At 42.0% G+C, this 12,667-nt stretch carries 15 protein-coding genes; 2 read left to right on the top strand and 13 right to left on the bottom strand.

Annotated elements, in window-relative coordinates:
- Position 1: 1 nt before the first annotated feature.
- The 12 genes from IGJ17_RS08095 to IGJ17_RS08040 all read right to left on the bottom strand — a co-directional run bounded on the left by IGJ17_RS08095 (position 2) and on the right by IGJ17_RS08040 (position 10,980).
- Complete coding sequence (locus IGJ17_RS08095; protein ID WP_016611732.1) at positions 2-1,129, bottom strand: DUF916 and DUF3324 domain-containing protein; 1,128 nt, start codon at positions 1,127-1,129, stop codon at positions 2-4.
- A gap of 13 nt (positions 1,130-1,142) precedes the next feature.
- Entirely contained in the window at positions 1,143-1,955 is an 813-nt protein-coding gene (locus tag IGJ17_RS08090; RefSeq protein WP_429961230.1) for a WxL domain-containing protein, read from the bottom strand.
- Positions 1,956-1,997: 42 nt separating this feature from the next.
- Entirely contained in the window at positions 1,998-2,801 is an 804-nt protein-coding gene (locus IGJ17_RS08085; protein WP_008379814.1) for a WxL domain-containing protein, read from the bottom strand.
- Positions 2,802-2,815: 14 nt separating this feature from the next.
- Positions 2,816-3,190, bottom strand: coding sequence for an LPXTG cell wall anchor domain-containing protein (locus IGJ17_RS08080; protein WP_005236050.1), 375 nt, complete (start codon positions 3,188-3,190; stop codon positions 2,816-2,818).
- Positions 3,191-3,785: 595 nt separating this feature from the next.
- Positions 3,786-4,442, bottom strand: coding sequence for an endonuclease III (gene nth, locus IGJ17_RS08075; protein WP_429961229.1), 657 nt, complete (start codon positions 4,440-4,442; stop codon positions 3,786-3,788).
- A gap of 24 nt (positions 4,443-4,466) precedes the next feature.
- Complete coding sequence (locus tag IGJ17_RS08070; protein ID WP_005236055.1) at positions 4,467-5,168, bottom strand: DnaD domain protein; 702 nt, start codon at positions 5,166-5,168, stop codon at positions 4,467-4,469.
- Between the two features lie 111 nt (positions 5,169-5,279).
- Positions 5,280-5,666, bottom strand: a complete 387-nt coding sequence (locus tag IGJ17_RS08065) for a RidA family protein (protein ID WP_429961228.1) — start codon at positions 5,664-5,666, stop codon at positions 5,280-5,282.
- Positions 5,663-6,103 (bottom strand): Fur family transcriptional regulator, encoded by a 441-nt coding sequence (locus tag IGJ17_RS08060; RefSeq protein ID WP_005226158.1) that lies wholly within the window; start codon positions 6,101-6,103, stop codon positions 5,663-5,665. The genes IGJ17_RS08065 and IGJ17_RS08060 overlap by 4 nt, the downstream gene beginning before the upstream one ends.
- 167 nt (positions 6,104-6,270) lie before the next feature.
- Positions 6,271-7,200 (bottom strand): cysteine synthase A, encoded by a 930-nt coding sequence (cysK, locus tag IGJ17_RS08055; RefSeq protein ID WP_005236064.1) that lies wholly within the window; start codon positions 7,198-7,200, stop codon positions 6,271-6,273.
- A 200-nt stretch (positions 7,201-7,400) separates the two neighbouring features.
- Positions 7,401-8,270, bottom strand: coding sequence for a glucosaminidase domain-containing protein (locus IGJ17_RS08050; RefSeq protein ID WP_016611726.1), 870 nt, complete (start codon positions 8,268-8,270; stop codon positions 7,401-7,403).
- Positions 8,271-8,642: 372 nt separating this feature from the next.
- Positions 8,643-10,640: a transketolase gene (tkt, locus tag IGJ17_RS08045; protein WP_429961227.1), complete on the bottom strand. Its 1,998-nt coding sequence runs from the start codon at positions 10,638-10,640 to the stop codon at positions 8,643-8,645.
- A 100-nt stretch (positions 10,641-10,740) separates the two neighbouring features.
- Entirely contained in the window at positions 10,741-10,980 is a 240-nt protein-coding gene (locus IGJ17_RS08040; protein ID WP_086316104.1) for a DUF896 family protein, read from the bottom strand.
- 136 nt (positions 10,981-11,116) lie between these two features.
- On the opposite strand from IGJ17_RS08040, the gene lexA reads away from it, so the two are divergent.
- On the top strand, positions 11,117-11,737 hold the full coding sequence (gene lexA / locus IGJ17_RS08035; RefSeq protein ID WP_008381880.1) for a transcriptional repressor LexA: 621 nt from the start codon (positions 11,117-11,119) through the stop codon (positions 11,735-11,737).
- 129 nt (positions 11,738-11,866) lie between these two features.
- Positions 11,867-12,079, top strand: a complete 213-nt coding sequence (locus tag IGJ17_RS08030) for a hypothetical protein (protein ID WP_429961226.1) — start codon at positions 11,867-11,869, stop codon at positions 12,077-12,079.
- A gap of 75 nt (positions 12,080-12,154) precedes the next feature.
- On the opposite strand, the gene IGJ17_RS08025 is transcribed toward IGJ17_RS08030, so the two are convergent.
- Positions 12,155-12,667: an adenine phosphoribosyltransferase gene (locus tag IGJ17_RS08025; RefSeq protein ID WP_005226167.1), complete on the bottom strand. Its 513-nt coding sequence runs from the start codon at positions 12,665-12,667 to the stop codon at positions 12,155-12,157.

The raw sequence follows: 12,667 nt of genomic DNA, 5'->3' as shown, positions 1-12,667 counted from the left end.
TTCAACTTTTCCCACCTTCCTTTGCATTTTTTTTCTTATGAACAATTAGGATGATCGCAATAATTAGAAGCAAGCTGATTAGACCAGCCGTGGCGATCATCCACCAATTGAGTGACGTATCTACAGTGACATCGAGTTCATTTAAGCGGCGAGCATCTTCTGCCTCTACGCTAAATATCTGTTCCCAAGACCACTCTTCCTCTCCTGACCGCGCAGTAAGATTCAATACATACTCCCCATTACGAAAACGATCGCCATCCAAGGGAATTGGGAAATGCATATGTGAATTAGGAGCCATTTGCATAGATGATTGACTTGTTTCATATAAGATCGTCTCACCACCAACAGAACGAATTTCAGCTGTTACTTCCAATTGATTGACAAATGTTGCTGTATAATTTTGGATAACAGCACTAAATACGTTTCGGTAGTTTACTTGATCGGCAAAAACATCAAGCAGTTCCAATCCCGGATCCGTTGCGGACCGATTGTTGCTTACTACCACACCAATGACATAGGAAAATGCATTCCGAATGCCTAATCCTTCTTCAGCAGATTGTGTTTGCTCCTCTTCCGAAATAACCTCTTTGATTCGAATGCCACCTGCCAAAACCCCTTTGAATTCCTCTTCTGGCATCGTAATCGGTAAAGAAATGATTCGTTTTTCTAATGGATCGAACAATACGGTTTCAGGCACCTCTACCAGTTCATCAATTGATGCAGGTAAAGTCGGATCAGGGGATTCTGCATCCCTGCCATATTCCACAACACCATTCACATTCGTAAATGCCGTATGGGCAGAAATTTCTATTTCGATCGCTTGATCAGAACCATTTTCGATCTCTAAAGCCAATTCATCACGTTCTCCTGCCCCAAGATTTAAATCGAAATACCCCAACGCCCCTCCTTCCAGCTGACTTTCCGGTAAGATAGGCGTCACATAAAAGTTTAATTCTGATTCTGTCTGAGCATAACTCATTCTTGGTGAAAAAAAGAATGATAGTAGGATGACCGCACAGGTAACCGTTTTTATCCATTTCATTCTCATACGTTGTTCAGTCAAAAGTGGTTCTCCTTCCAAAAAAGGCAGGAATAATTTACTATTCCTGCCAGTTGTTTCTTGTTGCAAGCTATGATCCTTCTTACGGATTTACTGTTTCGCCGCCACTATCAACAGAAGCAGTTAGCGTCCATGTCATTTCCGCAGTATAGTTAGTTGCTAGCTGCGTGGTAGAGCCTGGTACAAATAGTTGAATATCATCATTTCTGATCATTTCGCCTTCTTGTTTATTAAGATTTTGTTCCGTCAATTTTTCCTGATCTCCCCAGTAAATCGATGAAGCGCCCGCGCCTTGACCGACCGAAGCACGCATGACAGGAATGTCTTGATCGTTGGCATCTAGGATCAACGCATTTTGTTCTTCATTATTGATAACGGCACTTGGCTGTAAGTCTCGATCACCCTCGCCTTTGTTGAACACGATTTCAGGGTTTGCCAACTTGATTTTTTCCCCAGTCAAGACATCTCCTGATTCAGAAGTAAAATCAGTTAGACTAACATTTAATGTCCAACCAGCATGCGTTCCTCGGGTATCTTGCACTTGGGCAAACGATACGTACGGTGTCGTCCCTGATTGATCAGCCAAATTACGCTCATCAGCAACGATTGAATACCAACGATCACTGGTAGAAATAGCATTCTGACCAAAATCGAATGTTTGTGGTGCATAAGCAATGGTAAATGGGCCCGTTTGTCCTGGCGGTGTTGGTTCGATTGTTTCTACTTCTGGGTGCACGACTGGCGGTTGTACCACTGTTAGATCGCTTCCGTCTGAGGTAAACCCTACAACGTTATCGGTAATCGTTTCTAATGAAGATTGGGCAAAGGCTTGAACGCCTCCTGCTAGTAAAGTGGTGGATAATACAGCGACCGTAGCTAAACGAATCTTTTTCATTTCTAGTTCCTTCTTTCTTTTTTTATTCAGTACAAAACCAAGTTACTGAACCGTTTCTCCGTCCGGTCCAGCTGTTGCAGCCAAAGTCCAAGTAAGAGTTGCTTCATAAAGAGCAGCGTCTTTTGCTGTTGATCCAGGAACAAGTAACTCAATTCCAGCATTTTCAACAACCTCTGCACCTGCTTCTACTTGTCGATTGATTTCTTCCTGATCGCCCCAAACGACTGACGATACGCCAGCACCTTTTGTTTGAGCAGCGGTCAGAACCGAACGTTCACTATTTGTAGCATCTAAAATCAATCCATCCGCATGAATTTGTGGCTCATTTTCTTGGTTGCTTCCGTTATATTCCAATTTTGGCGAATTAAAACGAATTCTTGCTCCAGTCAGTTCATTATTCTGTGTTCCTGATTCAAAAGCACTTAAGGAAACTTTTAAATCCCAACCAGCATTTGTCCCACGCGTATCTTGGACTTGGGCAAATGAAACATAAGGAACTCTTTCTTCACTATCTTCCGCGTCTTTTAGCTTGTGTAATTCAGCCACTAGCTTATATTCTTGATCGGTATTAGAAATCACTTGCTCACCGAAATTAAGCGTAGGTGCGTAAGCAATGGTCAATGGTCCCGTTTGTCCTTCCGGGCCGACTGGATTGATCTCTACATCTGGACCATTAGGACCAGGATTTGGTGGTTGAACTACTGTCGCTTCGCTATCGTTTGGTACAAAGAGAACTTTCCCTTCTGTATCATGGTTTGTTACACTCTCAGTAGCGAAGGCTTCCGCGCTAATAGTAAATAAAGTTGCAGCTAAAACAGCTGCCGATGCAAATCGTACGAATTTCAAATTCATCCCTGCTTTCAAATTATTTGTCTTTTCTTTTTAACCATCACAAATTTTGATCGATGTTTGGTATATTGCACATACAATACAACCAGTACAAGCAGTAATCCAAGAAAGATTACGCCGTAAGTTCTTGTCTCGTTGGTCTTTGGTAAAATACCACCTGGTTTTGCTACCTTGTTTGGTGGCGATATATTCTCTGTAGGGCCTGCTGGCGGTGCTGGTTCGGGTTGCCCAATAGGCTCATAAACACCGGTAAAGAGCACAGAGCTTTCTGTTTCAACCGACTGCACTTCCTGAGCATTCACCGCTGCCGTAGAAATAGTTATCCCATAAAAAAGAGTGCAAAACAGAACCATACGAACTAATTTCCATACCTTTTCTCCTTTCATTCTCCCTCCTCCTCTATACTTGCCACGTCTTATAAGTGATCTTTTCAAAACAGCGTTTGCCTAAGACCCGTTAACAAAAATGATTTTGAGATCGTTTTAGAATCATTTGAACTGTGCAACGCTTTTTCTGTCATTCGTAAAATAGCAGAGAAAGACTTATAACTTTTGACAAAGTTCACTATACTGATGATTTTCACAGATTTGAAATATTATTTTTCACCAATGGGTGAATTTTCTTATTAATATTCCTTTTTATTGACCAAAAATAAGCATTTTTATAAAAAGAAAGGGTAAAAATTTTGCGAAAGAAGCCCATCATACTAAGCTTACAAATAGTTTCAAAAAAAAGGCGTATTGGAAGGTTCATTTCGCATCGAGCATCACCCCTCACACGATCTATTTGTGAAAAAACACCTGATTTTGAGTGGTGTAATCAAAAAAATTCAGTAAGCTTATGTTTTTCCAGTTACTTGAAAGGGCTTTAATAAAGGGTATTACGTTAATTACCTGTTTTTTTATCAATTTGTGCAAAAAAAAACGCTAAGCGATTTCGCTTAGCGTCTTGATCCTAGATACTTTTGGTCTATGTTCACCATTAAATGATTTTCTTCCCCTTCATGCGAAGCTTTCCTTCTTGGCACATCGCCAACAACGGGCAAATCTCACACTTTGGCGCCCTCGCGGTACAATGATAACGGCCAAAGAAAATCATCGTATGGTGGGTTTTGACCCATAATGGTTCGGGAATCTTTTTCATCAACGTTTGTTCAACTTCTAGTACATTGGCATCTAATTTACAAATGCGCAATCTTTTTGACACCCGTTCGACGTGGGTATCGACAGCGATTGCCGGTATCCCATAGGCATCACCAAGTACCACATTCGCAGTTTTTCTGCCGACACCTGGCAAAGAAACCAAATCTTCTCTTGTTTTCGGCACTTCACCACCAAAACGTAGCAATAGTTCCGAAGCACAAGCTTTGATATTTTTTGCCTTGTTTCGATACAGACCGATCGACTTGATTTTTGCAATCACATCTTCTAAAGGTGCTTCGCTCAAAGCTTGCGGTGTAGGATAAGCCTCAAAAAGTGCCGGGGTGACTTTATTTACCGAGACATCTGTTGCTTGCGCACTTAAAATGACTGCGATCAATAATTCAAACGCATTTTTGGATACCAATTCACCATGCGCTTCGGGAAACATCTCGTACATTGTTTCGATGGCGATCATTGTTTTTTCTTTGCTGATCATAGGACTATTTGAACTCCTTGTCTGTTACTCTCCTTCTAACCAATTATGCATAGGGATTTTGGGCATTGGCCCTTCTTCCTGTGAAATATTCTCATTTTGAAGAAATTGTTTTTTTCTTCTTTTTTGTTCTTCCTCAACTTGCGCTTTCGACGTGATATTCTTACGTTCCCAAGAAAGTAAGATACGATCGATGTAATTTAAGCTATAAGCCTGATTCAAAACCGCTTCTCGCAAAGCAAACTGAATCAGTTCCGGATCGTAATGGTCCTCATCCAACCACTGCCCGATCCGTTGGTATTCGATTGCTGACAATGGCCGACCAAACTCGCCTTCAAACAAGCGATATAACCCACGGATTTTTTCTTCATTTGATTCTACTGCCTCATTTTTCGATTGCTGTGTCAAGAGAAATTCTAAACGGTCATAGATTCCTGTGAAATCATAATAATCAACCATTTTTCCGGCAGCATCTTTTTTTGATTCCATTCGCAGTACATCTTTTTTAAGTAATTGATTTAACCAATGATAAATTTCTTTTTGATCACTCCCCATCACAGAGGCAATCTCACGTAAATCGGGGAAATCATTTCCTTGCTCATGACTGCGATACAACTGCAGCCATAACAAAAATTCGTCATTTGTCAATCCAAGATGATGGTAATTTTCTAAAAGCAAATTTGATATCGTTGTTTGCCCTTTTGCTAAATAGTCCTTTAACGAAACCATACTGTATCCTCTTCTCCTTGATTCACCTGAAACTCTATGATCCTTTGGTCCAAGATCAATCCAATAAAAAGGGGACGACGCAAAGGCGGACGTCCCACGATTCATTCTTGGTTACGCTTTTTCTTTGACTGCTGCGATGATCTCAACTTCAACCAAAACATCTTTTGGCAAGCGGGCAACTTCTACAGCAGAACGTGCAGGTAACTCTTCATTGAAGAATGTGCTATAGGTATTATTGAAAGGAACGAAATCATTCATATTTTTTAAAAAACATGTCGTCTTAACGATGTCATCTGGCGTAAGTTCCGCCGCTTCAAGAATCGCGTTGATATTTTTCAATACTTGCTGAGTCTGTACTTCAATCGTCGTACCGACAACTTCCCCCGAAACAGGATCTAATGGCACTTGACCAGAAGCAAACAAAAAGCCGTTTGCGATTTTTGCTTGAACATAAGGACCGATTGCTTGTGGTGCTTGATCTGTAGAAATTATCTTCATTTTGTTTCCTCCTCTTTCACTTGGCATTCGGGACATAGACCATAAACTTCTAGTCGATGGTTATTTATTTGATACCCAGTTAATTTCGAAGCCGCCATTTCGACATCTTCCAATCCTGGATAGTAAAAATCAGCGATCTTTCCACACTTTTGGCAGATAGCATGATAATGAGGCTCCGTTGTAAAATCAAAACGACTGGAGGCATCTCCATAATTCATTTCTTTTACAAAGCCAATTTCTGTGAATAAACGTAAGTTATTGTATACCGTTGCGACACTAATACCAGGAAAATGAACTTCAATCGCTCGATAAATCTCTTCAGCGGTCGGATGGGCATCGTGACTGGCTAAAAACTCTAATATCGCTACTCGCTGCGGTGTAATACGAATATTTTCATGTTTTAATCGTTTGATCGCTTCATCGTAGATCGTACTCACAGGAGTTCCTCCATTTCTCTTATCTCACCTATCATACTATGTAAAACCTAAAAATTCAAACAGCTTTCCTTATTTTTTCAAAGGCAAAACGCTTTTTTCAGCCCGCTTCCGTCCCCTTTTTTCGAGAAAGAAAAGCAGACATTTCAATGCCTGCTTTCTCTCGATTGTTAGTCTTCAAACTGATACAGTGCTGTGGACAAATAACGTTCGCCATTGTCAGGCACGATTGCTAAAACTTTTTTGCCTTTGCCTAGTTCTTTTGCTACCTGTAAAGCAGCTTGGATCGCAGCCCCTGAAGAGATTCCAACTAAAATCCCTTCTTTCATCCCAACTTGCCGTGCAGTTTTCATCGCATCGTCACTGGCAATTGCAATGACTTGATCATAAATTTCGGTATCTAATACTTTAGGGACAAATCCAGTACCGATCCCTTGAATCTTATGCGGTCCTGGCTTACCACCTTCTAAAATCGCAGATTCAGCAGGCTCAACACCAACTATTTTCAAATTAGGATAGACGCGCTTCAGTTCTTTGCCCGCTCCAGTGATCGTTCCACCAGTGCCGATTCCAGCGACAAAAGCATCTAAACCTTTTGATTCAAATGCATCCTCAATTTCTTTTCCTGTCGTTTTTTCATGAATTTCTGGGTTAGCTGGATTTTCAAATTGTAATGGCATATAGTAGCCGTCTTGCTCCGCTAATTCTTTTGCTTTGTTAATGGATCCTGTGATCCCTTCAGACCCAGGCGTCAAAATCAACTCTGCACCATAAGCTTGTACGATTTTCCGTCTTTCGATACTCATCGTTTCTGGCATAACCAACACAACCCGATAGCCTTTTGCCGTACCGATCATGGCTAAACCGATCCCCGTATTTCCTGAGGTTGGCTCGATAATCGTATCGCCGGCTTTCAATAAGCCGCTTTTTTCGGCTTTTTCAATCATGGCTAAAGCAATTCTGTCCTTTACGCTACCCCCAGGATTGAAAAACTCTAATTTCACATACACATCAGCAGAACCTTCTTCTACGATATGATTTAATTTGACGATTGGCGTATGACCAACTAATTCATTGACCGATTGATAGATTTTTGTCATTGAAAATCCCTCCCGTTCTTATTCTTCCATTCTACCTAAAATACCTCGGAGTTGCGAATAAAAAGTAAGCAATTTCAAATTTTTTTTCATATAGTTTTATACTTTGTTCTATTTCCACTGACCAGAGTTTGATTGCCACGTCAAAAAAACCTTAAGATTGGCTGCAATTGTAGCAATCCATCTTAAGGTTTTTAACTTACTTATACGATCAACTCTTGTCCGATAACGATGATCTCACTGGATAATCCATTCGATGCCATCAACGCATCAACGGTTGTGCCAAATCGGTTGGCGATATCCCAAAGCGTATCCCCAGAAGCAACTTGATAGCTCTGTGCTGAAGATGTACTACCTGAATACGTGGTCGTCGTTGTTTCGCTGGTCGTTGTGCTAGTTGTGTTTGTCCAGGCTGTATTTTGTGTCGTTCCTGTATCGAACCGTGTAAGCTGATAGGTTTCGATCAACCAGTTCAGTTTTTGTGCGTAACCTGGATCGGTAGCATAACGTCCCGTCAAGTAATTCGTTGCATCATAAAATGAGGTTGTTTGGCTTTTCCAGACACCACTGTAATGAGCAGTCCCTGTCGCGAAACTTGTACTTCGCAAGACGTTCGCATGATCCTGAAACGATTCCCAATAAGAGTTATATTGACGAAACGGTTCATTCATCTCTACCCACTGACCATTCAAATACTCTTGGGTAGGCATATACACACTTTGTCCGTTGTAACTGCCTTTGACCCCAAATAAATTGTAATAGGGGGCATTGGATAATGCGGAAGAACCATAGCCGCTTTCCAAAATCGCTTGAGCGATCATCACAGAAGCATATAGATCATTGTTGGCAGCAACATCTTGTGCTGACCAGCCAATTTGTTCGATGAACCCTGAGATGTCCTGCGTTGCATATTGATTCTCAGCAGCTTGTACCTGTTGAGGAACGAAAGTGACCGTCATTGGCGCTAACATCATTCCTGCACCCATCAAAGAGACCACCGCCTTTTTACTAGGTCTTTTCATCGTCTTCTTTGGTTGATGATGTCTTTCACTTCTTGTTTGATAACTTCCCATCTTTTTCCTCCAGTAACTGTACGTTTTTTCAAATAAATCAATAAAGCTATTATACGGAAAAATGCCTAGCAGTGCAAACAATGTTCACTTCCGACCCGACAAAAGACTTTTAAAAAACTTTCTGGACATCCCTCTCAGTTTGTTAATCACTGAGAAGTTTTTAAAAAAACTATTAGAATGGGGTTGTATTGCTTCTCTCTTACTATTTAAAAGAGTCTATATCTTGTGGTGAAACCATTTTTCAGAAATCTTAGCCACTACTACCTTAAATAAGTCACTCTGGCACTTTCAGAGTGAGCAGTACTCGAAAAAAACACGCTCGAAAATCGAAAAGATTCTCGAACGTGCTAGCTTTGATTGATTGTCGATCAATTAATCGATTGATTTAAAAGTATTCACAACATTTTCAACACTAAAGCCGAATTCTGCTAATACTTTGTCGCCAGGTGCTGATGCACCGAAGTGATCGATCGCGATCACTTTTCCATGGCAACCGGTGTAACGTTCCCAACCAAATGGGGAAGCCGCTTCAATCGCTACCCGTTTCTTCATTGCTTTTGGCAAGACGCTTTCTTTGTATTCTGAGCTTTGTGCTTCAAACAAATCAAAGCTTGGTAAGGAGACCACCGATACATCGATGCCTTCTTCTGCCAATTTAGCTTGTGCTTGGACCGCAAGATTCACTTCAGAACCTGTGGCGATCAAAATACCCGCTGGTGTTTCACCAGCTTGTTTTGAAATCACGTAACCACCTTTTGCGACATTTTCATCCGCACCGGTTTGCGTGCCTTCGATCACTGGTAGGTTTTGTCGGCTTAAGACTAAGACCGTTGGTTTATCCGTTGTTGTCATAGCCAGTTTCCAAGCAGCACGGGTTTCGTTGCCGTCTGCTGGACGAATCACTTGGACATTTGGCATGCAACGGACGCTAGCTAATTGCTCGATTGGCTCGTGGGTCGGTCCATCTTCTCCCACCGCCACGGAGTCATGTGTCAAGACATAGATCACAGGTGCATGCTGGATCGCAGACAAGCGCACCGCTGGACGCAAGTAATCAACGAAGACGAAGAAGGTCCCGCCATAGATTCGGGTACCGCCATGCAATTGGATGCCGTTCATGGCTGCCGCCATCGCAAATTCTCGGACACCAAACCAAATGTTGCGGCCTTCGTATTGGCCAGGTTCAAAGTCTTTTTCTGCTGCCACCATCGTGTTGTTGGAGCCAGAAAGGTCAGCCGATCCACCCCAGAGACTAGGGACGGCTTTGGATAAGGCTTGGATCATCTCTTTGCTAGAAACCCGACTAGCTTGTGAGCTGCCAACTTCGTAGCTTGGTAATGTTGCATCCCAATCTGCTGGCAATTCACCCGCAAAGGCTTGTTTGAATTGCGCAGCAAGTTCTGGGTAGGCTGCTTCATAGGCACGGAAGGTTTCGTTCCAAGCGGCTTCAGCTTTTTGCCCTTCATCGATCATGGTTTCTTTGAAGCGCGCGGCAACTTCTTCAGGTACGGTAAATTCTGGGTATTCCCAACCATAAATCGCTTTAGCTGCAGAAATGCCTTCGGCACCGATCGGCGCACCATGAACGGCAGAGGTGCCTTGATTTGGCGCACCGTATCCGATCACAGTCTTGATTTCGATCAAGGTTGGTTTGTCGCTTTCAGCTTTTGCTTCGTCGATCGCTTTTGAGATTGCTTCTAAATCATTGCCGTCTTCAACGAGAATGTGTTGCCAGCCATACGCTTCAAAACGCGCACCGACATTTTCTGTAAAGGCTTTTGAAGTCGGACCATCTAGGGAAATGTCATTTGAATCGTACAAGACGATCAGTTTATCTAATTTCATGTGACCCGCCATGGATGCAGCTTCTTGCGAAACACCTTCCATCAAATCCCCATCGCCACATAAGGCATAGGTATAGTGATCGATGACTTGATACTTGTCGCGATTGTAGGTTGCAGCCAAGTGGGCTTCGGCCATTGCCATACCGACTGCCATGGCGATCCCTTGTCCTAAAGGTCCAGTGGTTGCTTCCACGCCGTCTGTGTGATCGACTTCTGGATGTCCTGGCGTGCGGCTATCCCATTGACGGAAGTTTTTTAGATCCTCAATGGTCACATCGTAACCAGACACATGCAACAAGCTGTACAATAACGCCGAACCGTGTCCAGCAGACAAAACAAAACGGTCACGATCCACCCACTTGCGAGAAGTCGTTGGATTGACTTTCAAGTGTTTGGTCCACAAGGCATAGGCCATGGGTGCTGCCCCCATCGGTAATCCTGGATGTCCTGAATTGGCTTTTTGTACGGCTTCGATACTTAATGTACGAAGGGTGTTCACTCCTAATTGATCGATTTTATCAAACAATGGTAGTTCCTCCTAATTTAGGTTTTTTTTACCTTTATTACATCTTTTATTATACGTGATTCAGATGCTTATTTCAATAGCAATGAAAAGGAATTCACAATTATCTGCCGTGGAGACCTTTTTTCTTTTGAATATCTTTTAATTTCTCTGGTGTCACATCAGCACCTTCAGGATCAACGATCTTCATTCCTTCGATATGGTGACGCATTCCTCCACGAAAGGCGGTTAAATACTCGTCACGTAGAACTTTTTGTTCGTTCGTTTCTGCCTCAGTCAAACCCTCTGTTTTTTTCTTGTTGGCAAGTTCATTGATTCGAGCTAATTTTTCTTGAGATAGCATATTCGTTCCTCCTTTTCCCTCTTGATTTTACTACAAACTAGCGAATAAAAACAATAGTGTAAAAAGCGAACATTTGTTTGAATATTCGATATACCTATGGTACACTAATGTTATCAAATGAAAGAAGGTGTCAGTTTTGGCAAAACGAACAGAAAATCGACAAATCGAAATTCTTAAGTTCATTCATACCCGTGTCACTGAAAAAGGCTATCCGCCGACTGTTCGCGAAATTGGCGAAGCCGTTCAGTTATCTTCTACCTCAACTGTTCATGGCCATTTGTCCCGACTTGAAAAAAAGGGGTTGATCTTGCGAGATCCTACAAAACCCAGAGCCATTGAATTAACTTCTTCCGGTCTTGAAAAAATCGATGTTCAGCCAGCATCCATTCCGATGCTTGGTGTCGTAACTGCGGGAGAACCGATTTTAGCAGTGGAAGATGCATCCGATTTCTTTCCGATTCCGCCAGATTTAGCAAATAGTACCGGTAGTTTGTTTATGTTGACGATCCGAGGAGAAAGTATGATCAATGCTGGCATCCTTGACGGCGATCAAGTGATCGTTCGCAAACAACAAAGTGCGCAAAATGGTGATATTGTGATCGCTATGACAGATGAAGATGAAGCTACTTGCAAACGATTCTATAAAGAAAAGAATTACATTCGTTTACAACCGGAAAATGATTACTTAGAACCAATCATTTTGCCTGACGTAACGATTTTAGGATTGGTTGTTGGGTTGTATCGACATCTGCTTTGATGCTCAACGAGCTGACTAGGAAATCTTCGTTTTTACGAAGATTTTTTTTCTTTCCTCTTTACAAACCGAACAAACATTCGTATAATAAGTATACAAACATAAGTTCGTATTATTTAAGGAGTGAATGAGATGAAAGCAGTTCGTCGATTTGGTTTTATGTTATGGGTTTTATTGATGGGTATTGTTATTGGCTATTTTGGCGTTCTAAGTGCTGTTCTGATTTTTTGTCCTCTAATGATGCTTTGGTTCATGCTATGGGATGAAAAGAAATTCCGCCAAGCAGAGCTCAAACGTAACCGCCATTATTATCACGATCATGATTTTTATCGTTACGAACCATGATCCTTCCCCTACATACGCCATAAGGCAGAAGAAACAAAAAAGGACTCCTGCGAGTCCTTTTTTGTTTCTTCTTTTTTAGTATTCCATTAACGTCTTGATTTCAACACCTTGGATTTTATCTCTTCCATGTAAATCCATTAGTTCGATCAAAAAGGCACAGCCCACAACGATACCGCCTAGTTTTTCTACGAGTTCAATCGTTGCTTTGATCGTTCCGCCAGTTGCTAGTAGATCGTCACAAATCAGGACACGTTGTCCTGGTTTGATAGCATCGGCATGCAACGTCAAAACATCCACGCCATACTCTTTTTCATACTCTGCTTCAATGGTTTCCCGTGGCAATTTGCCTTTTTTACGTACTGGGGCAAAGCCGACACCTAACTGGTACGCAACTGGGCAACCAACGATAAATCCGCGGGCTTCTGGTCCTACCACCATATCGATGCCTTTTTCTTGTGCATACTCAACGATCTGCTGTGTCGCATAACGATACGCTTCTCCATCAGCCATTAGCGGCGAGATGTCCCGAAAAATAATTCCCTCTTGGGGATAATCCGGAATACTAGCAATATACTCTTTTAAATCCAT

The sequence above is a fragment of the Enterococcus sp. DIV1096b genome, from assembly GCF_050498765.1.
GTDB classification, from domain to species: Bacteria; Bacillota; Bacilli; order Lactobacillales; family Enterococcaceae; genus Enterococcus_D; species Enterococcus_D entomosocium.
The sequence above is the reverse complement of the archived record's forward strand: the minus strand, read 5'-3'. Positions and strand labels throughout refer to the sequence as shown.

Coding starts and splice junctions, on each gene's coding strand:
- IGJ17_RS08090 (WP_429961230.1), bottom strand. CDS start 1,955: ATGAAAAAGATTCGTTTAGCTACGGTCGCTGTATTATCCACCACTTTA.
- IGJ17_RS08080 (WP_005236050.1), bottom strand. CDS start 3,190: ATGAAAGGAGAAAAGGTATGGAAATTAGTTCGTATGGTTCTGTTTTGC.
- nth (WP_429961229.1), bottom strand. CDS start 4,442: ATGATCAGCAAAGAAAAAACAATGATCGCCATCGAAACAATGTACGAG.
- IGJ17_RS08070 (WP_005236055.1), bottom strand. CDS start 5,168: ATGGTTTCGTTAAAGGACTATTTAGCAAAAGGGCAAACAACGATATCA.
- IGJ17_RS08065 (WP_429961228.1), bottom strand. CDS start 5,666: ATGAAGATAATTTCTACAGATCAAGCACCACAAGCAATCGGTCCTTAT.
- cysK (WP_005236064.1), bottom strand. CDS start 7,200: ATGACAAAAATCTATCAATCGGTCAATGAATTAGTTGGTCATACGCCA.
- IGJ17_RS08050 (WP_016611726.1), bottom strand. CDS start 8,270: ATGGGAAGTTATCAAACAAGAAGTGAAAGACATCATCAACCAAAGAAG.
- IGJ17_RS08040 (WP_086316104.1), bottom strand. CDS start 10,980: ATGCTATCTCAAGAAAAATTAGCTCGAATCAATGAACTTGCCAACAAG.
- IGJ17_RS08030 (WP_429961226.1), top strand. CDS start 11,867: ATGAAAGCAGTTCGTCGATTTGGTTTTATGTTATGGGTTTTATTGATG.
- IGJ17_RS08025 (WP_005226167.1), bottom strand. CDS start 12,667: ATGGATTTAAAAGAGTATATTGCTAGTATTCCGGATTATCCCCAAGAG.